Annotated in this window: 16 protein-coding genes and 1 tRNA gene; 10 read left to right on the forward strand and 7 right to left on the reverse strand. The window is 69.4% G+C overall.

Annotation, left to right across the window (positions count from 1 at the left end; translation table 11 throughout):
* Positions 1-97 precede the first annotated feature (97 nt).
* Positions 98-1,069, forward strand: a complete 972-nt coding sequence (locus JL100_RS14865) for an NAD-dependent epimerase/dehydratase family protein (RefSeq protein WP_202680453.1) — start codon at positions 98-100, stop codon at positions 1,067-1,069.
* Here the strand turns inward: JL100_RS14865 and JL100_RS14870 are convergent, their stop codons facing one another.
* Both JL100_RS14870 and JL100_RS14875 read right to left on the reverse strand, forming a co-directional pair.
* A complete protein-coding gene (locus JL100_RS14870) occupies positions 1,070-2,062 on the reverse strand; it encodes a hypothetical protein (protein WP_202680454.1) in 993 nt (330 codons plus the stop codon).
* Positions 2,059-3,180, reverse strand: a complete 1,122-nt coding sequence (locus JL100_RS14875; protein WP_228420720.1) for a sulfotransferase family protein — start codon at positions 3,178-3,180, stop codon at positions 2,059-2,061. The genes JL100_RS14870 and JL100_RS14875 overlap by 4 nt, the downstream gene beginning before the upstream one ends.
* Positions 3,181-3,431: 251 nt before the next feature.
* Here JL100_RS14875 and JL100_RS14880 point away from each other — a divergent pair, with 251 nt between their 5' ends.
* The 6 genes from JL100_RS14880 to JL100_RS14905 all read left to right on the forward strand — a co-directional run bounded on the left by JL100_RS14880 (position 3,432) and on the right by JL100_RS14905 (position 16,341).
* Positions 3,432-3,959, forward strand: a complete 528-nt coding sequence (locus JL100_RS14880) for a Uma2 family endonuclease (RefSeq protein ID WP_202680455.1) — start codon at positions 3,432-3,434, stop codon at positions 3,957-3,959.
* 73 nt (positions 3,960-4,032) lie between these two features.
* Positions 4,033-5,622 (forward strand): ABC transporter substrate-binding protein, encoded by a 1,590-nt coding sequence (locus tag JL100_RS14885; RefSeq protein ID WP_202680456.1) that lies wholly within the window; start codon positions 4,033-4,035, stop codon positions 5,620-5,622.
* Between the two features lie 12 nt (positions 5,623-5,634).
* Positions 5,635-6,582: an ABC transporter permease gene (locus tag JL100_RS14890; RefSeq protein WP_202680457.1), complete on the forward strand. Its 948-nt coding sequence runs from the start codon at positions 5,635-5,637 to the stop codon at positions 6,580-6,582.
* Positions 6,579-8,513: a dipeptide/oligopeptide/nickel ABC transporter permease/ATP-binding protein gene (locus JL100_RS14895; RefSeq protein WP_202680458.1), complete on the forward strand. Its 1,935-nt coding sequence runs from the start codon at positions 6,579-6,581 to the stop codon at positions 8,511-8,513. The genes JL100_RS14890 and JL100_RS14895 overlap by 4 nt, the downstream gene beginning before the upstream one ends.
* Positions 8,510-9,280: an ATP-binding cassette domain-containing protein gene (locus tag JL100_RS14900; RefSeq protein WP_202680459.1), complete on the forward strand. Its 771-nt coding sequence runs from the start codon at positions 8,510-8,512 to the stop codon at positions 9,278-9,280. Before JL100_RS14895 ends, JL100_RS14900 begins: the two co-directional genes overlap by 4 nt.
* Before the next feature lie 353 nt (positions 9,281-9,633).
* Positions 9,634-16,341, forward strand: a complete 6,708-nt coding sequence (locus JL100_RS14905; RefSeq protein ID WP_202680460.1) for an autotransporter outer membrane beta-barrel domain-containing protein — start codon at positions 9,634-9,636, stop codon at positions 16,339-16,341.
* Positions 16,342-16,407: 66 nt separating this feature from the next.
* Here JL100_RS14905 and guaD read toward each other — a convergent pair whose 3' ends face one another.
* Both guaD and JL100_RS14915 read right to left on the reverse strand, forming a co-directional pair.
* On the reverse strand, positions 16,408-17,748 hold the full coding sequence (guaD, locus tag JL100_RS14910) for a guanine deaminase (RefSeq protein WP_323378190.1): 1,341 nt from the start codon (positions 17,746-17,748) through the stop codon (positions 16,408-16,410).
* A 45-nt stretch (positions 17,749-17,793) separates the two neighbouring features.
* The gene (locus JL100_RS14915) at positions 17,794-18,990 is read right to left on the reverse strand and encodes a urate hydroxylase PuuD (protein ID WP_202680462.1); all 1,197 of its coding nucleotides are present in this window, start codon (positions 18,988-18,990) and stop codon (positions 17,794-17,796) included.
* A gap of 173 nt (positions 18,991-19,163) precedes the next feature.
* On the opposite strand from JL100_RS14915, the gene JL100_RS14920 reads away from it, so the two are divergent.
* The gene (locus JL100_RS14920) at positions 19,164-20,087 is read left to right on the forward strand and encodes a LysR family transcriptional regulator (RefSeq protein WP_202680463.1); all 924 of its coding nucleotides are present in this window, start codon (positions 19,164-19,166) and stop codon (positions 20,085-20,087) included.
* Here the strand turns inward: JL100_RS14920 and JL100_RS14925 are convergent.
* The 3 genes from JL100_RS14925 to JL100_RS14935 form a co-directional block, all read right to left on the reverse strand.
* Entirely contained in the window at positions 20,069-21,226 is a 1,158-nt protein-coding gene (locus tag JL100_RS14925; RefSeq protein WP_228420721.1) for a cysteine desulfurase family protein, read from the reverse strand. The genes JL100_RS14920 and JL100_RS14925 overlap by 19 nt on opposite strands.
* An 8-nt stretch (positions 21,227-21,234) precedes the next feature.
* Positions 21,235-21,975 (reverse strand): RlmE family RNA methyltransferase, encoded by a 741-nt coding sequence (locus tag JL100_RS14930; RefSeq protein ID WP_202680464.1) that lies wholly within the window; start codon positions 21,973-21,975, stop codon positions 21,235-21,237.
* 73 nt (positions 21,976-22,048) lie between these two features.
* Positions 22,049-23,074 (reverse strand): Ppx/GppA phosphatase family protein, encoded by a 1,026-nt coding sequence (locus JL100_RS14935; protein ID WP_228420722.1) that lies wholly within the window; start codon positions 23,072-23,074, stop codon positions 22,049-22,051.
* A gap of 483 nt (positions 23,075-23,557) precedes the next feature.
* Here JL100_RS14935 and JL100_RS14940 point away from each other — a divergent pair.
* Positions 23,558-23,631, forward strand: a tRNA-Gln gene (locus JL100_RS14940).
* 145 nt (positions 23,632-23,776) lie between these two features.
* The gene (locus JL100_RS14945) at positions 23,777-25,933 is read left to right on the forward strand and encodes a tyrosine-type recombinase/integrase (protein ID WP_202680465.1); all 2,157 of its coding nucleotides are present in this window, start codon (positions 23,777-23,779) and stop codon (positions 25,931-25,933) included.
* Positions 25,934-25,976: the final 43 nt, after the last annotated feature.

Genomic DNA, 25,976 nt, shown 5'->3' on the forward strand with positions numbered 1-25,976 from the left:
CGGCCCGGATTTGCTAAGACCAAGTGAAGCATCGGCACGCTGTCAGCCAACGGGAAAGGGACGGGATGACGAGCATTCACATCCTTGATATCCCATCATGACCGCCTCGCTGGTCACCGGAGGATGCGGCTTCCTTGGCCGGCATCTCGTGGCCTTGTTGGTGGCCCGGGGTGAGCGCGTCCGCGTGCTCGATATCGCCGAATCCGCTCCCCTGCCCCCCGACGTCGATATGGTCGCCGGGTCCGTCACGGACGCGGCGGCGGTCGCCCGGGCGCTGGACGGCATGGACCGTCTCTATCATCTGGCAGGAATCCCCGACCTCTGGCTGCCCGACAAGTCAAGGTTCGACACGGTGAACCGCGTCGGCACGGAGATCGTGCTGGAGCAGGCCGCGCGCCGCGATCTGCAACGTATCGTCCATTGTTCGACCGAAGCCGTCCTGATCCCGTGGCCCGCCAGGGGATCGCGGATGGTCGATGAAGCTATCCGCACCGGTCCCGACGACATGGCCGGCCCCTACTGCCGCTCGAAGTTCCTCGCGGAACAGGCGGTGCTGGAAGCGGCCCGCGGCGGGCTGCCGGTGGTGGTCGTCAATCCTACCGCCCTGGTCGGTCCCGGCGACCCCAATGGTACGCCGCCGACCCGGATGATCCGGATGCTCGCCGCCGGCGCGATGCCGTTCCACCTGCCCTGCCGGCTGAACCTGGTCGATGCGCGGGACGCCGCGCTGGGCCACATCCTGGCCGCCGAGCAGGGGCGCATCGGCGAACGCTACATCCTGGGCGGCGAGACCGTCGCCATGGACGACCTGATCCACCGCGTGGCGGCACTCACCGGGCGCTCCCGCAAAAGCCGCGCGATCCCGGGATGGCTTGCCCTGGCCGCGGGCCACTTTTCCGAATGGCTGGCCGACCACGTGACCCATCGTCCGCCCCAGGCACCCTTGACGGGCGTGAGGCTGGCCCTGGCCGGGGCAGAACTGGACACGTCGAAAGCCAGACGCGATCTCGGCTTCGCGCCGCGCCCGCTGGCCGAGACCCTCGCCGACACGCTCCGCGACCCGGCCTGATCAGCGGCACAGCCACAGGTGGTCGCCCAGCACCGACCCGATCAGCAGCCTGTCCCGCCAAGCGACCGCCACCGTCGCGGCCGACAAGCGGGTGCCGTCGTCCTCGAACACGCGTCGCGCACCTCCAGCCATGTCCAGGGACTCGATCCGCGACGGCGCATGCTCCCCCCCGGGCAGCCCGTAGCGGTGCAGCGCCAGACGCCACAGCGCCGGATGGAGAGCCACGAGAATGCGGCCATCATCCGTCACGGACAGATTGTCCGGCGCACCGTCAAGCGGAAGCCTGCGCCGGGCCGGCGCGCCCGCCAACAGCTCCGCCTGCCCATAGACCAGCAGTTCCCGGCCGCGCGTGGCGGCCACCACGACTTCGTCTCGCCGCCGGTTCACCGCGATGCCGTTGGGGAAGTCCAGGCCGGAGGCGACCGCGCGCACGGTCTCGCCGTCGAAATACCCGACGAAGCCCCGCGCCAGTCCCAGGATGTTCTCGACCGCGACGCCGATGCGTCCGCATGCACCGTGGTCGGCGGTGAACAGGAATCGGGTGCTGTCCAGGGCCGCGATGTCGTTGGCCCGGCAGAGCAACGGGTTCTCCACGCGGCGCCTGCCTCCGCCGGCCAGATCGATGATCCACACCGCCGTGGAGCCGATCTCCCCATCCCCCCGATCGACCACGAAAAGGGTCTTTCCCTCGTACAGGTCGATCCCGTGGGGCCGCCGGACCGTCCCGTCCGCCAGGTCGCGCACCCGCACCCCACCTGTTGCGAGGTGCCCGAGGTCCAGTCCATACAGCCCGCCCCCGGGATCGGCCCCGGCGAGCCGGTCGTGGGCGGACACCACGAGCCGGCCGCTGTCCTGATCGAGCGCGATATCCTCCGCCCCGACCACCGACCGCCCGGTCGCCTCGTCCACCAGGGTCACCGGCTCGCACGGCCCGGCGCCCGCCGCCGGCCCGGTCGCCAGCATCATCACCAGGGCGACGGCCGCGAGCCTCAACCGGCAAGCCCAGCCGTCTCGCGACCGAAACGCTCCACGAAGGGCGCCCAAGCCTGCCGGACCCGCTGCCGGACGGCATCGTCCTGCCGGTAGCTGTTCTTCGAATAATTCTTCACGGTGCCCAGGTAAGCCTCGAACAACGGCCGGTCCTCGTCATATCCAGGCAGGTCGAGCGTCCCGTAGATCCGTCCGACCTCGCCCAGCGGATCGCGCTCGAACCGGTCGAAGGCGACCTCGACGAACCGGTCGGACGGCAGGTCGCGGGTCTGCTCGATCAGGGCGGACATCATCCGCGGGTAGGTTTCCAGCACGACGCGCTCGACATCCACATGATCGTATGGCTGCAACGCGAACTGGGCCAGCAGCTTCCGATAGAAGCCGACGGTGGAGACGAAGACCTCGTGCGGATCGCGGTGGATGTGGATGAACTTCGCGTCGGGCCAGATCGCCCGCAGCAGATCGACCCGCGCCGTATGGACGGGGTTCTTGATCAGCAGCCAGTCCCGCCCCTGTTGGAGCGCCACCTTGCGCAGGAAGTAGACGAAGGCGTCCCGCCAACGCCGGATATCCTCCTCGCCGCACCCGTCGAGGAAGATCCCGGCCCCGTGGTTCTCCTCGAACCGCCGCGGGAAATAGATCCCGTGGTAGAAGGACAGCGGGATCATGTTGGCCAGCCCGATCTCGTCCTCCTGGGGACTGTCCGGGTTCACGGCGACATTGTCGATATAGCGGCGCTCGGGCAGCGCCCGCTCCAGCCAGGGCCGAAGCAGCCTGCCGAGCGTCAGGACGTCCCAGGGCAGCCCCACCGCCAGCGGCGGCACGAAGCCGAACCGGGGCGACCGGCTCATCACGTTGTACAGATGGGTGGTGCCGCTCCGCCAATGCCCCAGGATGAACAGGGGCGGCGGAAGGTCCCGTTCCCGGCGGAGCCGCACGGCCGTCCAGGCCCGCTCGACCGCCGTGAACGGCAGCCGTCCCAGCGCCGATCCGAGGATCGCCGCGATCTGCGGCATGCTGGCGGCCGGTACGGGACCGTTGCGCGTCAGCACGGTCGCCAGCGTCCGAAGATCGGCACCGCACAGCGGATGCTTCATCAGGGCATGTTCGCGAGTCGCCACGCTGCCTTCCCGGTCTTTCTGGTAGCTGCATACGGGCGAAGAACAGGAACCGCCCACTCAAGCATACGAGGGTATCGATAGCGTTTTATCAAATCATTCGTGGTTCATAGAAGTCTAAAGGATCATTGTCATCCCGTTCGATACGTGCCACGTTACTTGTCCCCTGCCGCCCCGTAAGCACCATAGACACGATGGATGGGCGGCACGGTCCGCGCACGCGGATTTCACGTACAGCAATGGATTCAAGTACCATGCCGGGAAGCCTCATTCCCAGTCGCTCCGCCATGCGAGGGAGCGGCACCTTTCACTTCGACAACGGCCAAGGCGACGACGGCGGCCGGCTGTCGCACGCGGCGGTGTCGGCCAACCTGCTGGTCGCCATCCATCGGGCCTGCCCGATCCGACAGGATTTCCACGTGCTGAGCGGCGGCATCGTCATCCACGGCCCGGCGGGCGAGGAACTGTGGCCCGACGTGGTGGTCGTGCAGGGGCACTGCTCGCTCGGCCGCAGCCGGCCCGCCGCCCCGATCCTGGCCGTCGACGTGGACGAGGGAGACCCGAGCGACCTGCGCTGGCGCGCCCGGCGCGATGCCTACCTCAAGGTCCCGTCTCTCCAGGCCTATTTCGCCGCGTCCTGCTCGGACAAGCTGGTCGAGGTCCACCGGCGCTTCTCCGGCTCATGGACCAGCCTCCGCTTCGAGGGGCATGGGCTGGTCGGCTTGCCCTCGCTCGGCTGCTCGGTGGACCTGAAGGCGATCTATTCCGGCCTGACCTCCTGACACCCTCGCCGCCCGGAACAACCGCCAGTTCCAGTCGTTCCCGAAGGGACGGCTGGATGAAGGGAGGTCCGGGATGGCAGGAAAGACGTGGACGGCGGCAGCCACCGGCATGGCCCTGGCGGCCCTCTTGCTGATGGGGGGAGCCATCCGGAACCCGGCGGCGTCCCAGATCCCCGACGAGGTCCTGGTCGTCGGCCAGATCGCCGAACCGAAGTCGCTGGACCCGCACGCCGTGACCGCGACCAACGATTTCCGCATCCTGATGAACCTGTATGACGGGCTGGTGCGGTTCCGGAGCGGCACCCTGGAGGTCGAGCCTGCCCTGGCCCGCTCGTGGGAGGTTTCGGAGGACGGCAAGACCTACACCTTCCACCTGCGCGATAGCGTCTCGTTCCACGACGGAACCCCGTTCGACGCCGAGGCGGTCAAGTTCAACTTCGACCGCATGCTCGACGACAAGCACCCGCAGCACGATACCGGCCCGTTCCCGCTGGCCTTCTTCTTCAGCGCGGTGGAGCGGACCGAGGCGGTCGATCCGCTGACCGTCCGCTTCCACCTGACGGAACCCTACGCCCCGCTGCTGTCCAACCTGGCCTACCCGACCGGCCTGCTGGTTTCCCCCGCCGCGGTCCGCGCCGCCGGCAAGGAGTTCGGCCGCCAGCCCGTCGGGACCGGCCCCTACAGGTTCGCCCAGTGGGAGAGCAACGCCAAGGTGGTGCTGGAGCGCAACGCCGACTACTGGGACGGCCCGCCGACGCTCCAGGCCGTGATCTTCCGCCCGCTGACCGACGCCAATACCCGGCTGACCGAACTGCTCGCCGGCGGCCTGGACCTGATGGTCGAGGTGCCGCCCGACGCCGTGGACCTGCTCCAGAAGGCGGGCGGCTTCACCCTTTACGAGCAGGCCGGCCCGCACCTCTGGTTCCTGATCCTCAATACCCGGGAAGGCCCCTTCAAGGACCCGCGCGCCCGCCAAGCAGTCAATTACGCGATCGACAAGCAGGCGCTGGTCGACCAGGTGCTCCAGGGGACCGCGACGGTCGCCGACAGCATCGTGCCCGCCGCTTTCGACTGGGCCCACGACGACACCCTGGAACCCTATCCCCACGACCCCGACCGCGCCCGCCGGCTGCTGCGAGAGGCCGGGGCGGAGGGGGCCGAGCTGACCTTCCTGGTCGCGGAGGGCGGTTCCGGCATGCTGGCGCCCATTCCCATGGCGACCGCGATCCAGGCCGACTTGGCCAAGGTGGGCCTGAAGGTGAACATCCAGACGTACGAGTGGAACACCTATCTGGGGCTGGTCAACCAGGGCCTCGCCGGCAAGGCCGACATGGCCCAGATGGCCTGGATGACCAACGACCCGGACACCCTGCCCTTCCTGACCCTGCGGACCGATGCCTTGCCCGAGAGCGGCGGCTTCAATTCCGGCTACTATTCCAACCCGGAAGTGGACCGCCTGCTGACGGAAGCCCGCCGTTCGACCGACCGGAACGAGCGGGCCGACCTCTACCGGCGGATACAGCGGATCGTGCGGGAAGAAGCCCCCTGGGCCTTCGTCGCGAACTGGAAGCAGAACGCGGTCACGACGGACCGGGTCAAGGGCTTCGAACTCCAGCCCTCGTTCCTGCTCAACCTCGCCCATGTCTCCAAATCCGGCGGATAGGGGACGGGGCCGATGCTGTCCTATGCGCTGCGCCGGCTGGCGATGATCGTCCCGGTCCTCTTCGGGATATCGGTGATCGTGTTCCTGATCATGGCGCTGATTCCCGGCGACCCGGCGCTCGCCATCCTGGGAAGCTTCGCCACGCCGGAGAACGTCGCAGGATTGCGCCAGGAACTGGGGCTCGACCGGTCCCTGGTCGAGCAGTACGGAATCTGGCTCGGCAACCTGCTGCACGGGGATTTCGGCCGGTCCTACAGCCTCAACCGTCCGGTCCTGGACGAGATCGGCGACCGGCTCGGCCCCACGCTGCTTCTCGCCGGCGCCTCCCTGGTCCTGTGTACCGTCCTCGGTCTGGCGGCGGGCGTGGTCTCCGCCGTCCGGCAATATGGCTGGCAGGACAAAATTCTTACATTGCTGGTGCTGGTCGGCCTGTCCACGCCGTCCTTCTGGCTCGGCCTGATCCTGGTGCTGGTATTCTCGGTCCAGCTCGGCTGGTTTCCGGTCAGCGGCATGTACGCGATCTATGGCGGCGGCGACCTGGCCGATCTGCTCCATCATCTGGCGCTGCCCGCGATCACCCTGGCGGTGGTCGCGACCGGCGTGATCGCGCGCCTGACCCGTTCCACCATGCTGGAGGTGCTGCGCCAGGACTTCGTCCGCACCGCGCGCGCCAAGGGCCTTGATGAAGGAATAATAACCTATAAGCACGCGCTCCGCAACGCCCTCGTCAACATCGTCCCGGTGATCGGCATCCAGACCGGCTTCGTGCTGGGCGGCGCAGTCTATATCGAGACGGTGTTCCAATGGCCGGGCATCGGCAGGATGCTGGTCACCGCCATCTCGACCCGCGACATCCTGCTGGTCCAGGGCGGCGTCCTGGTGGTCGCCGCCTGCTACGTCCTGATCAATCTGGCGGCCGACCTGGTTCAGCACATGCTCGACCCGAGGATCGGCACATGACCGCGGCGGAAGCCCCCGCGGCAGCCGATACCGCCGGCGGCGGCCGTATTCGGCGGCCCGGCTGGTGGGCGCGGCTCCGGCGGAACCACCTGGCCGTGCTTGGGTTGGCGATCCTGGCGGCGATCGTGCTGGTCGCCGTCGCGGCGCCGATCCTGCCCCTGCCCGACCCTAACGCCACCGACCTGCCGGCCCGGCTGGCGGCCCCCTTCAGCCCCGGCCATCCGCTCGGCGCGGACCAGCTCGGCCGGGACATGCTGTCGCGCATCGTCTGGGGCACCCGGGTCAGCCTCGCCGTCGGCGCGGTCGCGGCCCTGGCCGCCGCCCTGGTCGGCTCCCTGATCGGCATCGTCGCCGGCTTCTACGGCCGCTGGGTCGACACGGTGCTGATGCGGGCGATCGACATGCTGATGGCCTTCCCGTACCTGCTGCTGGCCCTCGCCATCGTCGCGGCGCTGGGTCCGGGCCTGCTCAACGCGCTGTTCGCGATCTCCATCGTCAATATCCCGTTCTTCGCCCGTTCGGTGCGGGGAGTCACCCTGGGCCTCGTCCGCCGGGACTATGTGGACGCGGCGCGCCTGGGCGGACAGGGCGACTTCTCCATCCTGACAGGCGAGATCCTGCCCAACCTGCTGCCGGTCGTCGTGATCACCCTATCCACCACGCTCGGCTGGATGATCCTGGAGACCGCCGGCCTCAGCTTCCTCGGCCTGGGCGCGCAGCCGCCGCAGGCGGACCTGGGCTCCATGCTGGGGGAGGCGCGCAGCCTCGTGCTGGTGGCGCCGCACGTGGCGCTGATCCCCGGGCTGGTGATCCTGCTGCTGGTGATCGGCATCAACCTGGTGGGCGACGGCATCCGCGACATGCTGGACCCCCGCCTCCGATCGGGCGGGCTGGTCCGGCCCGGCGCCGCGACCGAAGCGGCCTCCGATGCGGGATCGCTCGCGGGCGACCCGCCCGATCCCGCGGCACTGCTGAGCGTGCGCAACCTCAGCACACACTTCCTGCTGGGGGAGGAGCGCTTCAAGGCGGCCGACGACGTCAGCTTCGACCTCGCCCCCGGCGAATGCCTCGGCATCGTGGGCGAGTCCGGATCGGGCAAGTCGGTCACCGCCCTCTCGCTCCTCGGGCTGGTCCCGACGCCGCCGGGCCGCATCGTCAAGGGCCGCATTCTCTATCGCGGCCGGGACCTGCTCGGCCTGAAGCTCGCCGAACTCCAGGAGCTGCGCGGCAACCGCATCGCCTATATCTTCCAGGACCCGCTGGGAACGCTCAACCCGCTGATGACCGTGGGCGAGCAGATCGCCGAGACGATCCGGCGCCACCAGGGCAAGACCCGGGCGGAAGCCATGGCCCGCGCGGTCGGGCTGATGGACAGGGTCCGCATCCCCGACGCCGCCGGGCGGGCCTCCTCGTACCCGCACGAGCTGTCGGGCGGGCAGCGCCAGCGCATCGGCATCGCCATGGCGCTGGCCAACGACCCCGACATCATCATCGCGGACGAGCCGACCACGGCGCTGGACGTGACGATCCAGGCGGAGGTGCTGGACCTGCTGCGCGACCTCCGCCGCGAGCGCGACACCGCCCTGCTGTTCATCACCCACGACTTCGGCGTGGTGTCGGACCTGTGCGACCGAGTGATGGTGATGTATGCCGGCCGCGTCGTGGAGACCGGCACGGTCGCCGAGGTGCTGCGCGACCCGCGCCACCCCTATACCCGCCGCCTGCTGTCCTGCGTGCCGGTCCTGGGCCGGCCCGAACGCGCGCTGGACGCGATCCCCGGACTGCCCCCGGCGGTCAACCGCCTGCCCCGCGGCTGCCATTTCGCCGACCGCTGCGACCGGGTCGTCGACCGCTGCCGGGCCGCCGACATCCGGCTCGACCATCTGGCTCCCGGCCGGGCCTCCCGTTGCATCAGGGCGCGCGAGGAATGAACGCCCCCCTGCTGGAAGCGCGCGACCTGCACAAGAGCTTCGGCGGCGGCGGCTGGTCCCGCAAGCCGGCGATCCGGGCGGTGGACGGCGTCGGCCTGACCGTCCGCCCCGGCGAGACGCTGGGCATCGTCGGCGAATCCGGGTCCGGCAAATCGACGCTCGCCCGCATGCTGGTCGGCCTGGAGGAACCCACCGCGGGCACCGTCCTGATCGATGACGCCGAGGTCGGCCGGCGCCGTTCCAGAGAAATCCACCGCAAGGTCCAGTTCGTCTTCCAGGACCCGTCCGGCGCGCTCAACCCGCGCAAGACGATCTCCCGCATCCTGGAAGCGCCGCTGATCCACCTGCTGGGCACGCCCAAGCCCGACCGGCGCCGCCGCGTCGAGGAGCTGATGGACCTCGTCAACCTGCGCCCCGAGTTCCTGGACCGCTATCCCCACGAGCTCTCCGGCGGGCAGGCCCAGCGCATCGGCATCGCCCGGGCGCTTGCCGCCGATCCCCGCCTGATCGTGCTGGACGAGCCGGTCTCCGCCCTGGACGTGTCGATCCAGGCCCAGATCCTGAACCTGCTGAACCAGCTGAAGACGGACCTGGGCCTCGCCTATGTCTTCATCAGCCACGACCTCGCCGTCGTCGAATCCCTGTGCGACACCGTCGCCGTGATGCATCGAGGCCGGATCGTCGAGCAGGCCCCGCGCCGTACCCTGTTCGGCGCCCCGAAGCATCCCTATACCCGCACCCTGCTGGCCAGCGTGCCGAAGTTCTGACGCCCCCCGCCGCCCCGGCGATCCGGTCAGTCCAGCAGCTCCACGGCCGGCTGCCCAAGGGCATCCCTCGAAGCCGTTGCTGTCCGAGCGCTGGATCGGTGCAGTCGGCTCCGTCGCCAGCACGACTCTCGTGACCGTGCAGGCGGCCCGACCTGCCCGCCACCCTGATGTCCCTCATCCTGCGCAGCAACGCCCTGCTCGGCGTCGGGCTCGTGGCCCTGGACGTCCATCCCGTCCTCACGCTCAATTTTATTGACCGGAAGCCCGCATTTTATATCCTCAAGATAATACTACTATTATTCAGTACAATTCCAAGAAGCATAATCGGCATATTCTGCGATGGAGAGTTTCAGGTGATCGACGCCAAGCTACCTTCCGCGCTTACCCTCCATGTAGCAGTCGGTTTCGCCATCGGGGAACTGGTCGCGCCCTCGCCGGTCCTGGCGCAATCGGTCGGTTGCGTGAACAGCGGGACGCCCGTCACGTGCCTTACCGACAATCAGAGCTGGACCACGATCGACACCAGCGGCGGCGCCGGTTGGGACAGCGACGACAACGATGATGCCGGCGGCACCGGCTCGACCGGTGGCACGGCCCTCATCACCAATCCCGCCGGCAGCACGTCGGCCTTTGCCCTTTATGCCGTCTCCTACGGCGGTGCGGGCGGCACCGGCGCCCCCGCCGGTGAGGACGGCGGGCATTTCTTCAACGGTCCATCCGCGGGCGGCGCCGGAGGCCAGGGCGGCACGGCAACGGCGACCAACGACGGCGTTGTGTCGATTCCGAACATTTCCGCCACCGCCAGTCGGGCCGCCCTGAATGCGCTGGTGGATGGCGGTGCGGGCGGCGCGTCGGGAAACGGGTCAGGCCTGAACGGCGGGCAGGCCGGCGGTGCCGGCGGCGATGGCGGCACCGCTTCCGGGACCAACGGCGGTCAGATTACCACGGTGGTCGATTATGCCGCCGGCATCTTTGTCCACGCCGCGGGTGGAGCCGGCGGCGCCGGCGGTGGGGCCGGTGATTTCTCCAGTGCCGGAAACAGCGGCGCCGGTGGAAACGGCGGTTCGGCGACGGGAACGAACAATGCCGGCGCGACGATATCGACATCGGGCAGTTACTCCGCAGCTCTCGTCATACAGGCCGATGGCGGTGCCGGGGCCGACGGCATCGGCAGCGGGAATCTCGACTCCTCCGGGAACGCCGGCAGCGGCGGAAACGGTGGCACGACCCAAGCCTCCAACGCCGGATCCCTTACCGTTACCGGCGATACGTCGGGCGGCATTTGGGCGACCGCGGTCGGAGCGGCAGGCGGGACCGGCGCCTCCAACGGTAACCAGGGATCGGCGGCCGGCGACGGCGGCAACGGCGGCACCGTGACGGCGCAGAATTCCGGCACCGCTTCGACTGCGGGGACATGGTCCTACGGGGTCGGCATCACCTCCGCCGGCGGGGCGGGCGGGGCCGGGGGGACCAGTGACTTCGAAGGGGAGACCGGCTTCGGCGGCAACGGCGGCAATGGCGGGGCCGGCGGCTCCTCCACCATCAGCATCAACGCCGGCTCCTCCATCACCGCCACGGGCGCGAATTCCTTCGGCGTCTACGCCGACGCCAACGGCGGGGCCGGCGGGGCCGGCGGCACCGGCATGACCACCCCTGGAAACAGCGGCAACGGCGGCTCCGGCGGCACCGTGCTCATCAATGCGGTCGGCAGCGTCACGACGAGCGGTTCCAATGCCGCCGGGATCATCGCGTTCAGCAATGGCGGGGCCGGCGGCACCACCAGCAGCGGCAACGGCCAGACCGGCGGCGCCGGGGGAGCGGGCTATTACGCCGCGGTCACCTTCGGCACGTCGCAGGGAGCCCAGGCGTCGGTGACCACGTCCGGTTCCGGTTCGCCCGGCGTCGCCGCCAGCGGGACCGGCGGAGCCGGCGGCGACGGCAGCCTGCCCTCGACCTTCAACACCGGGAAAGGCTCCGGCGGTGCCGGCGGCTATGGTGCGGGCGCCAACGTGACCACCTATGGCGGGACCACGATCACGACCAGCGGAAGCAATTCGCCCGGCGTCTCCGTCTACAGTTCGGGAGGTGCCGGGGGCGACGGCGCGGACCAGAGCGGGGTCGCCAACGGCAGCGACGGCTCGGCCGGCAACGGCGGCGACGGCGGCACCGGCGGCATCGTGGGTGCCGTTTCGGCATCGACGATCACCACGTCGGGCACGAACTCGGACGGACTCTACGTCGCCAGCTTCGGCGGCAACGGCGGCGACGGCGGAGTTTCGAACGAATGGGTGAATGCCGACGGCGGCAGCGGGGGCATCGGCGGCTCCAACGTTTCCTGGAACTATAGCATCGATCCCTATATCGCCGCCGCGACCAACAACGGATCGATCTCCACCTCCGGCACCCAGTCTTCCGGCATCGACGTGGAAAGCTGGGGCGGCACCGGCGGCACCGGGGGCGGCGCGAACGGCTTGGTCTACACCACCGGCGGCAATGCCGGAAGCGGCGGCACCGCCGGGGACGTCCTGGGCGTCAACAACGGGACGATCAACACCTCCGGCGACGAATCCTACGGCATCTTCGGCGTTTCCGTCGGCGGCGGCGGGGCCAACGGCGGCAACACCAGCGCCGGCGGCCTGATCACCATCTCGACCGGCGGCAACGCCAGCGGCGGCGGCGACGGCAATGCCGTCGTCCTGACCAATGCCGGCACCATCCTCACCAGCGGCGACACCGCCGCCGGCATCTTCGGGGAAAGCATCGGCGGCGGCGGCGGCAACGGCGGCACCGTCGCCAGCTATTCAGGCTCCTTCGCCATTCCCAGCGTCTCCGTCTCGATCGGGGGCACTGCCGGCAACGGCGGCGGCGCGGGCGACATCACCCTCACCAACAACGGGGCGCTGACCACCCTCGGCCTCAACGCCTACGGCATGGAGGCGCTCAGCGTCGGCGGGGGCGGCGGCGCCGGCGGCGGCGCGAGCTCGACCTCCTACAGCGCCGGCTACGGCGATATTCCGAGCATCTCGGTCGCGGTCGCCATCGGCGGAACGGGCGGAACGGGCGGCGACGGCGGCACCATCGCCGTCACCAACGGAGGCACGGTCGCGACGGCCGGCGATCAGTCCATGGCGATCGCCGCCTACAGCATCGGCGGCGGCGGCGGCGACGGCGCGAACGCCGCCACCCAGACCTACACCTTCGGCACCGCGCCCGAGATCAGCGTCGGCGCCAGCGTCGGCGGAACCGGCGGCAGCGGCGGAACCGGCGGCGCGATCACCGTCGCCAACACCGGAAACCTGTTCACGGCCGGCTTCGCCGCCGACGCGGTCTATGCGCTGAGCGTCGGCGGCGGCGGCGGCAACGGCGGCACCGGCACCGCCCAATCATCGACCAGCCTGCCTTTCTCCAACGACCTCAAATACATCCCGGTATCCTTCGGCACTGCCCTGTCGGCCAACGTTTCGGTCGGCGGCGGCGGCGGATCGGGCAATACCGGGGGCGACATCGTCGTCACGAACTCGGCGAACATCAGCACCTACGGCGTCGATTCCCGCGGCGTCTTCGCCCAGAGCATCGGCGGCGGCGGCGGTATCGCGGCGAGTGGAAACAGTTCCGGAGCCACCAAATTCACCGTCAACGTCGCGGTGGGGGGCACCGGAGGTACCGGTGGCGACGGCGGCACCGTCACCCTCACGAACAGCGGTGGCGCGATCGCCACGGCCGCGGACGGCGCCCACGGCATCCATGCCCAGTCCATCGGCGGCGGCGGCGGAAGCGGGGGAACGGCCTCGGCCGACTCCGGCGGCCTGCAGATCGAAAGCGTCCTGAAGTATGTCGGCGTGAACGAGGCCAAGATCCTCGCCCAGTCCCTGTCGAAGCAGATCTCGACCCTATTGAACGCGGTAAGTTCGAAATATGGGCCGAGCCTGGTCAGCAAGCTCGAAAAATCCACCACCCCGAACTGGACGCCATCGATCTCGGCCAGCGTCGCGATCGGCGGCAACGGCGGCCTGAGCGGCGACGGCGGCGTGGTCGAAACCACGAACGGCGCGGTGATCGCGACGGGCGGTGACGTAGCCTTCGGGATCTTCGCACAGTCGGTCGGCGGCGGCGGCGGCAACGGCGGCGCGGCAACGATCGCGGGCGGCAACGTCATCAACACCGGTGTCGCCGTCGGCGGGTCCGGCGGCGCTTCCGGCGATGGGAACACGGTGACGGTCACCAACAACGGGCAGATCACCACGGCGGGCGATGCCGCCTTCGGCATTGCCGCGCAGAGCGGCGGCGGCGGCGGCGGCCTGGGTGCCCTCGGCCTCAACGACTCGATCTTCTCGCTGAACGCCATGCTGACCCTGGGCGGCTCCAGCGGCACCTCCGGCAATCCCTCCGGCCAAGGCGACACCGTGACGGTCACGAATGCCGGCTCGATCATGACGTCCGGTTCGGAATCGCACGGCATCGTCGCGCAGTCGCTCGGCGCGGGCGGCGGTCTGGCGCTGCTCAATCCGGGCGGCACGACCTCCCCGTCGGACGACCCGGATGTCCAGGCTATTCTTCAGGATCTGGCCTCGCAGGTGTCCAACCTGTCCGACGTGGCGACCGCCTACCAGCAGGCGTTGTCCAGCGCCTCGGGCACGGTCGCTCTCAACCTCGGCGGTTCATCCTCGGCGAGCGGCGACGGCGGTCCGGCGATCGTCAACGCGTCCGGGCTGATCTCCACGTCCGGCGACAACGCCTTCGGCATTGTCGCGCAGTCGCTCGGGGGCGGGGGCGGCCTGGCGGCCGACGGCGCGGGACTCGACATGAGCCTGGCGGTGAGCGGGACCCTGGGCGGCGGATCCGGCGACGGCGGCAACACCGCGGCCACCCTCACCGGCGGTTCGATCGCGACCACGGGCATCGGGTCGGTCGGCATCTTCGCCCAGAGTATCGGCGGCGGCGGCGGCTATACCGGCGCCTTCGCGGCGAGCGGCACCGATTTCCAGACCTTCCTGTCGAACGGCAGCGTGTCCGACGGCGTCGGCGGTGCGGTGACCGTCACGACGGCATCGGGCACCAGCATCACGACGACCGGCTCCAACGCCCACGGCATCTTCGCCCAGAGCCTCGACGGCGGCGGCGGCGCGGTCGGCTCGTCCAACGGCATCGTCATTCCAAACGCATCGGGCAATGCGGGGCGAGCCGGTTCGAACGCCTCGACGAGCCTTCCCGGCAGCATCACGCTCGATCTTTCCGGCATCATCTCGGCGACCGGAGCCAACTCGGTGGGCGTCTACGCCCAGAGCGGCACGCAGGGGACCAGCGGCGCCATCATTTCACCGCAGTCCTCGAACGGAAACATCTCGATCACCGCTTCGGGCACCCTGTCCGGCGGCAGCGGTACCGGCGCGGCGATCCAAATCGACGGCGGCAACCTCAACACGGTCACCATCGCCAGGGGAGGCGCGGTCAGCGCGTTGTCGGGCACGGCCATCATGGGCTCGCTCGGTTCCGAGGCGGTCACCAACAACGGCACCTTGTCGGGCAGCCTTTTGCTCGGCGGCGGCGGCAACGCCCTGGGCAACTACGGAACCTTCAATGCCGGCGCCATCGTCGATCTCGGGGGCGGCGCGCTGACCAACGCCGGCATCCTCAATCCGGGCGGAGCCGGCGCCATCGCCATTACCGCGGTGAACGGGACGTTCGCCCAGACCGGCGGGGGCATCTATGCCCCGGACATCGATGCCACCACCGGCGCCGGCGACCTGCTGGTCGTTTCCGGGAACGCGGCCGTCGCCGGCACCATCGCCCCGGTCGTCACCGATCCGCTGCCCGGAAAGTCGTTCATGGTGCTCCAGAGCACCGGGGGCACGGTGGACGCCTCGGCCGCGCAGGTTTTATCCGGCCAGGCGGTCTATTCCTTTTCCCTTGTACCGGCAGCCAGCAGCCTTTCGGTCGGGCTCGACGCCAACTTCCTGCCGGCATCCGCCAATCTCAATCCCAAGCAGACCCAGGTCGCCCAGCACATCCAGTCGCTGTGGAGCGGCAATGCCACTGATCCGGCATCGGCCGCGCTCTACGACAGCCTGGCCGGCGTCACCAGCGGCGCCGCGCTGGGCACGGCGCTGAACAGCCTTTCCAGCCAAGCCGGCCAGGGGGCCAGTGCCGGCGCCGTCACCCAGACGCAGCAATTCGCGGACAACATGCACAGCTGCCCGACCTTCGCGGAATCCGGAGCCAAGTTGAACGAGAGCGACTGCGTCTGGCAACGCACCCTCGGCCACTTCACCACGCAGGACGCGACCGTCGATGCCGGCGGCTACACCTTCCGCTCGGCAGTCGCGCAGTTCGGCGGCCAGAAGATGGTCGCGCCGGGCTGGATCCTGGGCCTCTCCGGGGCTTACACGCTCAGCCGGAGCAAGGACGACACGGGGCAGGCCACCAGCAAGGGCCAGGGTTTTCTCCTGGGCGGGGTGCTGAAGCGCGAGATCGACGACTGGACGCTGTCCACGGCGCTGCATGCCGGCATGAGCTGGCACGACAACAGCCGGTCCACGTCCATCAACGGCCGGCCGGCGGAGGCGACCTCCACGACCCGCGTCCAGCATGTCGGCGGACGCCTGAGGGCGGCCTACCAGATGGAGATGGACGGCTGGTACCTGAAGCCCTATGCGGATATCGACGTGGTCTATTCCCATGTACCCGGCTTCAGCGAAAGCGGACTTGGCGCACACGGCATCAAGACCCTGCCCTCGGACCAGGTGACCGTTTCGGGCTCGCCCAACCTGGAACTGGGCGGTCGGATCGATCTGGAGGACATGCGCGTCCGGTCGTTCCTGTCGGTGGGGCTGACGGTGCTGTCGGACGGAACGCGGACGGTCGAGCAGCGCTTCGTGGGCTCGCCCGCCTGGACCCCGTCGTGGCGCAGCACGACGACCTCCGCCGACCGGCTCGGCAAGGTCACTGTCGGAGTCGACCTGGCCCATGTCAGCGGATTCGACCTGAAGGGCGAGTACGGAGTGCGCTTCGCGTCCGGATATACCAGTCAGACCGGCAGCCTGCGCCTTTCTTACCGGTACTGAAACTCGTCCCGGCACCGTCAGCCGCCAGTCGCACGTTCGTCCGACGCAGCGCGGGCCGCCCTCTCGTCAGGTCCCCGGATCCACCCCGCGGTCCCACGCCCGCCGCCCCTGGACATAGGTCGCGGCGACCGCACGGTCGTCGCCCAGGGTCATCAGGACGAACAGCTCCTCCTCCAGGTCGCCGTCCACCGTCTCCATGCGGTGCGCCATGGCGGGCGTGGCGCGCGCGTCCAGCACCGCCAGGTCGGCGAAGCAGCCGGGCTCGATGGTGCCGATGGTGCCGCCCAGCCCCAGGCTCAGGGCGTTCCCGCGCGTCATCATGTGGAAGGCCGACAGGGCCGGCAGGTTCTGCCCGCCGAGCTGGAGCACCTTGTAGCCCTCCGCCGCCGTGCGCAGCATGGAATAGCTGGTGCCGCCGCCGACGTCGGTCGCGATCGACACCCGCACCGGGTCCCGGCCGCGCGCCAGCCGCCGCAGGTCGAACAGCCCGCTCCCGATGAACAGGTTGGAGGTCGGGCAGAACACCGCGACCGACCGGCTCTCCGACAGACGGCGGACCTCGTCGTCCTCCAGGTGGATGCAGTGGCCGAACAGCGAGCGCTCGCCCAGCAGACTGTAGCGGTCGTAGACGTCGGTATAGTGGCGGGCGTCCGGGAACAGGCCGCGCACCGTCTCGATCTCCTTCAGGTTCTCCGACAAGTGGGTCTGCATGTAGACGCCGGAGAACTCCCGGTTCAGCGCCCCGGCCGCCTCCAGCTGCGCCTCGGTCGAGGTGATCGCGAAGCGCGGGGTCACGGCGTAGAGCTGCCGGCCCCGCCCGTGCCAGCGGCCGATCAGCGCCCGGCTCTCGTCATAGCCGGACTGCGCCGTGTCGCGCAGGCCGGGCGGCGCGTTGCGGTCCATCATCACCTTGCCGGCGATCATGGCGGTCCCGCGCCGCTCCGACTCCGCGAAGAGGGCTTCGACCGAACCGGGATGCACGGTCGCGTAGACCACCGCCGTGGTCGTGCCGTTGCGCAGCAGCTCGTCCAGGAAGAAGGTGGCATTGCGGGCCGCGTGATCGGGGTCGGCGAAGCGCTGCTCCTCGACGAAGGTGTATTTGTTCAGCCATTCCAGAAGCTGCGCGCCGTAGGACGCGATCACCTGGGTCTGCGGGAAATGGATGTGGGTGTCGATCAGGCCGGGAACGATCAGCCCGTCGGGATGATGGTCCACCGGCGTTCCCGGAGGCAGGCCGGGAAGCAGAGTCGACGCCTCCCCGACCTCCGCGATCCTGCCGTCCCGGACCACCACCAGCCCGTCGCCGATCAGGCGGTAGCTCGCCGTGTCACCCGGCCCGGACGGTTCGGCGGTGAAGCTCAGCAGCCGTCCCCGGATAGCCTTCGGCTTCGGCGCCGATCCTGCCATGTCCCTCATCCTCTCACCACCCATCAATGAAAATAATCCTATACCCTATCTGGCGCCGTTGGTCCAGGCAGCCAGCACCTGCCGCTCCTCCGGCGTGATCATGGTGATGTTGCCCGGCGGCATGGCGTCGGACAACACGGCCTGCAGGCGGATCTGCCCGGCATGGCGCCGGATCTCCTCCGGCGTGTCGAGCCGGACGCCGCGCGGCGGCGCGGGCAGGCCCTCCCAGGCGGGCATCTCGGCGTGGCACATGCTGCACCGGGTCAGGATCACCTCCTCGGCCTGGGCGAACTCGACCGGCTCGGCCGCGTTCGCGGCGGAGGCCACCGCGTCGGCGTTGGGACCCAGCGCGCTCAGCCAGATGATGCCCGCGACCCCGGCGACCGCGACGCCCCAGGTCCACCACGGCGTCGGCTTGCCGGCGTGGCGGCTGTTGAAGAAGTGGCGGATCGTGGCGCCGACCACCAGCACCAGGGCGACGATCTCCGGGATGTGGCCGGTCCCGAAGGCCAGCGGGTAGTGGTTGCTGACCATCAGGAACAGCACCGGCAGCGTCAGGTAGTTGTTGTGCATGGAGCGCTGCTTGGCCTCCTTCCCCAGGGCCGGATCGGGCGTGCGCCCGGCCAGCAGGTCGGCCACGACCTTCTTCTGGTTGGGGATGATGGTGTGCGCGACGTTGGCCGCCATCATGGTGCCGATCAGCGCGCCGACCTGAAGCATGGCGCCGCGCCCGCTGAACACCTCCGAGAAGCCCCAGGCCGCCAGCACCAGCAGGGCGAAGCCGGTCAGGATCAGCGCCGTGTCGTTGCGGCCCACCGGCGACTTGCACAGCCGGTCATAGACGACCCAGCCCAGGACCAGCGACCCGGCGCTGATCGCGATCGCCTGCCACTGGGACAGCTCCATCACGGTCTGGTCGGTCAGGAACAGGTCGGCGCCGCGGTAATACAGCACGACCAGCAGGAAGAAGCCGCTGATCCAGGTCGCATAGGCCTCCCACTTGAACCAGGTCAGTTCGTCGGGCATTTGCGCCGGGGCGACGTTATACTTGACCATGTGGTAGAAGCCGCCGCCGTGGATCTGCCACGCCTCGCCGTGGGTGCCCTTGGGCAGGCCGTCGCGGCGGCGCAGGCTGGCGTCGAGATGCACGAAGTAGAAGGACGACCCGATCCACGCTATCGCCGTGATGACATGGAGCCACCGCAGCATGAAATTTACCCATTCCCAAACGATCGCGTCCATCTCGCCCTCTCCGCTGTTCCCTGCCCGCGCCCTTGCCGATGGATGCGGTGCGGCATGAACGGTAAACGCGTTCGCGCCGGCCGGGAAGCGGGGCCGTGCGGCAGGACCTTCAAAGAAATCGGAAAGATCGGGCGTCCCCCTGAGGCGGGCCCGGACAGGAAAGGGTAGCGGGCGTGTCATTGCTCGAGAACATGCGGACCTTCGTCCGGGTCGTGGACATGGGCAACCTGTCGGCCGCCGGCCGCAGCCTCCGCATGTCGCCGGCCGTGGTCAGCCACCGCATCCAGCAGTTGGAGCAGCACCTGGGCGTGCGCCTGCTCAACCGCACGACCCGCCAGCTCCAGCCGACCGAGCACGGCCACATCTTCTACCGCGACTGCCTGGAGGTGCTGGACGCCGTCGAGCGGGCCGAGACCAACCTGGCCTCCGCGACCGGCGTGCCGTCCGGCAGCCTGCGGGTGACCGCCCCGCTGGGGTTCGGCCGCCGCGTGCTGGGGCCGATGATCCCCCGGTTCCGCGAGGCTTATCCGCTGGTCGATGTGCGGCTGAGGCTGTCGGACCACCTGATCGACCTGCTGCACGAGGCGGTGGACATCGCCATCCGCATGGCGGTGCTGCGCGACAGCGCCTTCGTGGTGCGCAAGATCGCCGACTGCCCGCGCGTGCTGTGCGCCGCCCCGGCCTATCTCGACGCCGCCGGCGAGCCGGAGCGGCCGGAAGACCTGGCCGGCCACAACTGCCTGCTGCTGCGTTTCCCCGGTTCCCAGCAGTACCAGTGGAGCCTGAACACGCCCGACGGCCCCGCCAAGGTGGCGGTGACCGGCAGCTTCGACGCCGACTATGGCGACGTGCTGACGGACTGGCTGCTGGACGGCCAGGGAATCGCCATGAAGCCGGTGTGGGAGGTGGCCGGGCATCTGCGCAGCGGCGCGCTGCGCGTCGTCCTGCCCGACTTCCCGCCGGAACCGGCCGTCCTCGCCGTGCTCTATCCGCACCGCACCTTGCTTCCGGCCAAGGCCCGCGCCTTCGCCGACTTCGTCTTGGCCGAGACGCGCGCCGCGCTGGCCGACGTGCTGGATTACGACCCCCGGGGCTGAGTCCCGCCCGGCACGCCACCGAATGCCTCGACCAGCAGTGCCGCCGCGCGGTCGACCTCGTCCTCCGTCGTGAAGCGCCCCACCCCGATCCGGATGCTGCCGAAGGCCTCCTCCGCCGACCGGCCCATGGCGAGCAGCACATGGGAAGGCCCGCCCTCGCCGCTGGCGCAGGCCGACCCGGTGGATAGCGCCAAGCCGGGCAGGTCGAGCAGCCGGTCGGCCGCATCGGCGCCGGGAATCGTCACGTGGAGGCAACCGGGCAATCCGCCGTCCCCCGCCGGACCGTTGCGCCGAAGCCCCGGCAGGCCGGCCGCCAGCGCCGCGAACAGCCGTTCACGAAGCCCCGCAAGCCGCAGGGCGTCGGCTTCACGCCGTTCCCGAGCGATCCGGCATGCGGCACCCAGCCCGACGCACAGGGCGGTCGGCAGCGTTCCCGGCCGACGCCCGCCCTGCTGCCCGCCGCCGAACAGCAGCGGCCGGAGCGCCACGCCCTGCCGCACGAACAGCGCGCCGATGCCCATCGGTCCATACAGCTTGTGCCCGGACAGGCTGAGCAGATCGATGCCCAGCGCCGCGACGTCGATCTTCCCAGTGGCGAGACGCTGGACCGCGTCGGTATGGAACAGCCCGCCGGCCTCGCGGCAGCGCCGCGCCAGGTGGCCGACGGGCTGGATCGTTCCGACCTCGTTGTTGGCCGCCATGACGGAGACCAGCGCCGGCCCCCTGCCCTCCAGCGCTCCGGGATCGACCCTCCCGGCCCCGTCCACCGGCAACAGCCGGACCGTATGCCCCCGCCGTGCCAGTTCGGCGACGCAGGCCAGCACGCCGGGATGTTCGACGGCGGACGCCGCGACCGGCCACCCTTCCGGCACGCCGCCCAGCAGCGCCAGGCAGTTCGCCTCGGTGGCGCCCGAGGTGAACAGGATCTCGCCGGGCCGCGCACCGATCAGCGCCGCGACCTCGCCCCGCGCCCGCTCGATCGCCTCCGCCGCGTGCCAGCCCGCGCGGTGGCCGGCGGAATGGGGATTCCCGGCGCCGCCCGGAGACATCCAGGGCAGCATCTCGTCCAAGACGGCCGGGTCAAGCGGCGTGGACGCCATATGGTCCAGATAGATCGGGTCCGGATAGATCGGGTCCACGGGACGCCCTATTCGCTCCCGTCGTCCCCCGGACCCTGGAGATGGTCGGCCGACGCGCCGCGGAAGCCGGTCGCCACCACGTAGGTCTCCGCGGAGTCGGCCCGGCTGGCCGGAGGCTTGGCGTGCTTGACCGACGCGAAATCGCGCTTCAGCCGGTCCAGCAGCTCCCGCTCGGTGCCGCCCTGGAACACCTTGGCGACGAAGGCGCCGCCGGGCGCCAGCACCTGGGCGGCGAAATCGTAGGCCAACTCGGCCAGGGCCATGATCCGGATATGGTCGGTCTGGGGATGGCCGGTGGTCGGCGCCGCCATGTCGCTGAGCACGATGTCGGCCGGCCCGTCCAACGCGTCCTTCAGCCGGTCGGGCGCGTCGTCGTCGTTGAAGTCGCACTGGAAGGTGATGGCGCCCTCGATCGGCTCCATCTCCAGTATGTCCAGGCCGACGACCTTGCCCCTGCCGGCCTGAGGCTTGACCCGCTCCACCGCCACCTGGGTCCAGCCGCCGGGGGCGGCGCCCAGGTCCACGACCCGCTTGCCCGGCGCCAGCATGCGGAACCTGTCGTCGAGCTGGAGCAGCTTGAACGCGGCGCGGCTGCGGTAGCCGCGCTTCTGCGCCTCCACGACATAGGGGTCGTTGAGCTGGCGCTGAAGCCACAGGGTGGACGACAGCGAGCGTTTCTTGGCGGTCTTCACCCGCACGCCGAAATTGCGGCCGCTGGGGGTGTTCGGTCCGGAGGATTTGCTGGTCATGGTGCCTGATATAGGAAGTGCAAGCCGGTTGCACCGGCAAATTTCACCTCGGGCCCGGCCCTGGGGTCCGGAGTCACACCCCGTTGGCGGCGATCAGGTCGACCAGGATGCCCTCGCGCAGGCCGCGGTCGGCGATGCGCAGCCGGGTGACCGGCCAGGTGTCGCAGATTGCCTCCAGCACGGCGCAGCCGGCCACGACCAGGTCGGCGCGTTCCCGCCCGATGCAGGGATAGGCGGCGCGGCCTGCGAAATCCAGCTCCAGCAGCCGGCGGCTGACCGCCCGCGCGTGGTCGATCTGGAGATAGCTGCCGTCCACCACCGACCGCTCGTAGCGCTGCAGGCCGAGATGGATGCCAGCCAGCGTGGTGACGGTGCCGGAGGTGCCGAGCATCTGGACCTCGCCGCGCTCCACCGAACCGCGGATGCCGTTGCGCGCCTCGAACGCGGCCAGCGCCTCCGCGATCTCGTCCACCATGGTGACATAGGTGGAGGCCGACACCCGGTCGCCGCCGTAAGACTCGGTGAGGCCGACGACTCCCTGGGGAACCGAGATCTGGTCGATCATGCGCGGCCGCCCGCCGCCGCCCAGTTCCAGCCACATCAACTCGGTCGAGCCGCCGCCGATGTCGAAGACCAGCGCGTTGCGCACGGCGGGGTCGAGCAGCGGCGCGCAGCCGGCCAGCGCCAGCCGCGCCTCCTCGTGGGTCGAGATGATGTCGAGCGGGATGCCGGTCTCGCGCTCCACCAGGTCGATGAAGTCGTCGCAGTTCTCCGCCCGGCGGCACGCTTCGGTCGCGACCGCCCGCACCGCCGTGACGCCGCGCCGCTCCAGCTTCGCGGCGCAGATGCGGAGCGCCGCCAGCGAGCGCTCCATGGCGGCCTCGGACAGCATGCGCGTGCGGCTGACGCCCTCGCCCAGGCGGACGATCCGCGAGAAAGCGTCTATGACCCGGAATCCGCCGCCGACCAGGGGCTTCGCCACCAGCAATCGGCAATTGTTGGTGCCGAGATCGAGCGCGGCGAAAACCGGCCGCGCGTACGGAGCCGGGCGCATGCCCGCCGCCGTCCCCTGCCGATCGATGCCCAACTCGATGTTCACGCTGCCCCCAACCGTCTCCGCGGACGCCTTGATTGGCCGACCATGGCTGAACATGGCCGAACCGGGCCGAATGCCCGGATTGATCATGGTAGCGCAATCCTCCCCCGCGATGAAAGGACGCCTTTCGGCGGTCCCCCGGGGAATGTCATCATCCGTCATCATCGGGACGCATTCCGTAGCGGATTCTTGCGCCCGCGACAGGGTCCCGGGTAACCGTCGCGCGGTGCATGATGACGCCCCCTCCCCGGTGGACGTACGCATATGTCAACATGGAGCCGCCGCTGCCTGCTGTTCACGATAAAAAGATCCGGCGCCGAGACGCGGAACCCTCATAGCATGGCAGCGGTAAAGACAATCTTCCTGATCGGCGACGGGAGCGAAAAAAGTTGGAAAAAAGGGCTTTCGCACGCCGAACCGCTTTGCTATACACCGGCACCCGAGCAGGGGACGACGCCGAAACGAAACGGCCGCACCCGAGCTTGTTGGGGGATCGTCTAGTGGTAGGACAGCGGACTCTGACTCCGCCAGCCTAGGTTCGAATCCTAGTCCCCCAACCAAACCTCCTTGAGAATCCTGCTTCCTCCTAGGCTTTGAGCCGCGCGACTGGCACGCCGTCCCGACATCCGGCGCGGTCCGGCCAATCGCCTGTGCCAATTTCCTGTGCCAGCGATCCCCGGCGCCGCGCCCGGCCAGGAGACCGGCATGGCTTCGCTGACCCATCTCGCCCGCCGCGGCGCCACCTACGTCTGGCGCCGCACCCTTCCCAAGGCGTTCGCGGGTTTTCGAAAGATCCCGGACTACCGGATTTCCACGCGAAGCCCCCATCTCCGCGAGGCGGCGCGGCGGGCGCGTCGCCTGGACGTCGCGTTCGACGCGATCGTGGAGTCGGTCGGGATCATGATGGCGAGCGGTCTCACGCTCTCGTTCGAGGATGTGAACGGCATCGTGCGTGCCGCGCTGCAGCGCGTGCTCGACGAGGCCGAGGCCGCGCGCGCGATCGCGGGGCCGCGCAGTGCCGAGGACGCGCGAACCGCCGCCGCGGCCCACGGAGCGCGCCGCACCGCACTGCGCCGCGCCCTTGTCACCAACGACCTCGGTGCCCTCCCGACCCTGTGGCCCGCCGCCGCGGCCCTGCTCACCGACCGCGCTCCCCAGGATGCCGCCCTGCTCGGCCGCGCCCTGCTGCGCGCCCTGGAACGGGCCTGCCTGATCGAGGCCGCACGCGAGGACGGCGCCTACGATGACGACATCCTTCACTGGCTGCCCTATCCGTCCGCCGCGCCCGTGACGACGCTAGCCGCTTCTTGCAACCCGGCCTACGCGCTCCCCACGACGCTGGCTTCGACCCGGTCGGATCCTCTGCTTGGTTCCGGCGCGCCGCCGGCGCCGACCGTCCCGTTCTGCGCACCGGTCGCCGCACCGCCGCCCGGGAGGTCGGGCGTCTCCGCCATGGCAACGCACGCACCGGCTGCCGCGGCATCCCTGATGCCGGCTTCCGCCCCGACCCTGGCGGAGTCCTCCGCCGTCGTGCCTGAGAAGCCTGTCGCGATGACCACCCCCAGCACGCCGATGACACCTGGGGGCCTGCGCGTCAGCGACTTGCTCGATGGCTTCCTCCTTCACCTGACCGGCCGTGTCCATCCGGAAACCATCGTCGATTATCGACAGTCGGTCGGCCTGTTCATTGAACTCGCCGGCGACCGGCCGGTCGCCGGCGTGCGCCTCGACCATGTGCTGGAGTTTCGCGACCACCTGCGCAAGCTGCCGGCGAAATACGGCCAGCGCCGCGAGTTCAAGGGCAAGCCGTTGCGTGAGGCCATCGCCATCGCCGATGTGCTCGACGACAGCGTCGGGCAGCGGGTCGACGAGAGCATCGCCCGGGGTGAAACCCCCGCGGCGAACCGCATGTACGCGGTCGGCGAAGCACGGGTCCCGCGCCTGTCGATGAAGGCAGCGAACAAGCACCTGACGGGTCTCAAGGCGTTCTTCGACTACGCGTCCAGCGCCGGCCACACGACGGGCGACAATCCCATCGCCAAGGCCTTCTACGCCAAGAAGTTGACCGGCAAGAAAGCCAAGGATGAGCGCGAATCCTGGCAGCCGGACGCCGTGCGCGCCGTCCTGCTTTCACCGGCCTGGACAGGCTGCCGATCGGCGGCGGAGCGGGCGGAACCCGGTCCCAACATCATACAGGACGATTTCTACTGGGCATGGCTCGTCCTCACCCATCACCCGTTGCGCCTGGAGGAAGCCTGCCAGCTCATGGTCCGCAACATCGTCCGGAAGGACGGTGTCTGGTGCCTGCACATAGCCGAGGATGAGCAGGGCAACCAGCAGCTCAAGACGGAGAACGCGACACGGCTGGTGCCGATTCACCGGCTGCTGCTGGAGGCTGGGTTTCTCAGCCGCGTCGAGCAGTTGCGGAGAGAGGGCGTACGGGCGCTGTTCCCCTCCTTCCAACCGACCACGGCCAGCCGCGCCAAGCAGCTGACCGAAAATGTTTCCATTGACGTCCGCCAGCGCTTCGGCCGCCAATTCTACAAGAAGATCGTTGCCTACCTGCAGGATCTCGATCAGCACCAGGAAGGCCGTGTCAATCACTCACTGCGCCACACGATCGATACCATGCTTCATAACGAGGACGTGGCATCGGTCCGCATCGCGGAGCTGCTTGGGCACCAGAGAATGACAGGCGGTGAGACAACCAACCGTTATTACAAAGGTGCGACGCTCGCCAAGTTGAAGGAGGCCGTCGACCGCATAGACTACGGAGTGGCCGTCGACGCTGACGGTCGCCTGACTATCCACATCGAGGCTGAAAACAGGAATACGGTGGTTCGCCTGGAACGTCGGCACTGAACGTTTGTGTCCGGCTGACCTTGCGCCGCTACGGTATACGCGG

The sequence above is a fragment of the Skermanella mucosa genome (assembly GCF_016765655.2).
GTDB lineage: Bacteria > Pseudomonadota > Alphaproteobacteria > Azospirillales > Azospirillaceae > Skermanella > Skermanella mucosa.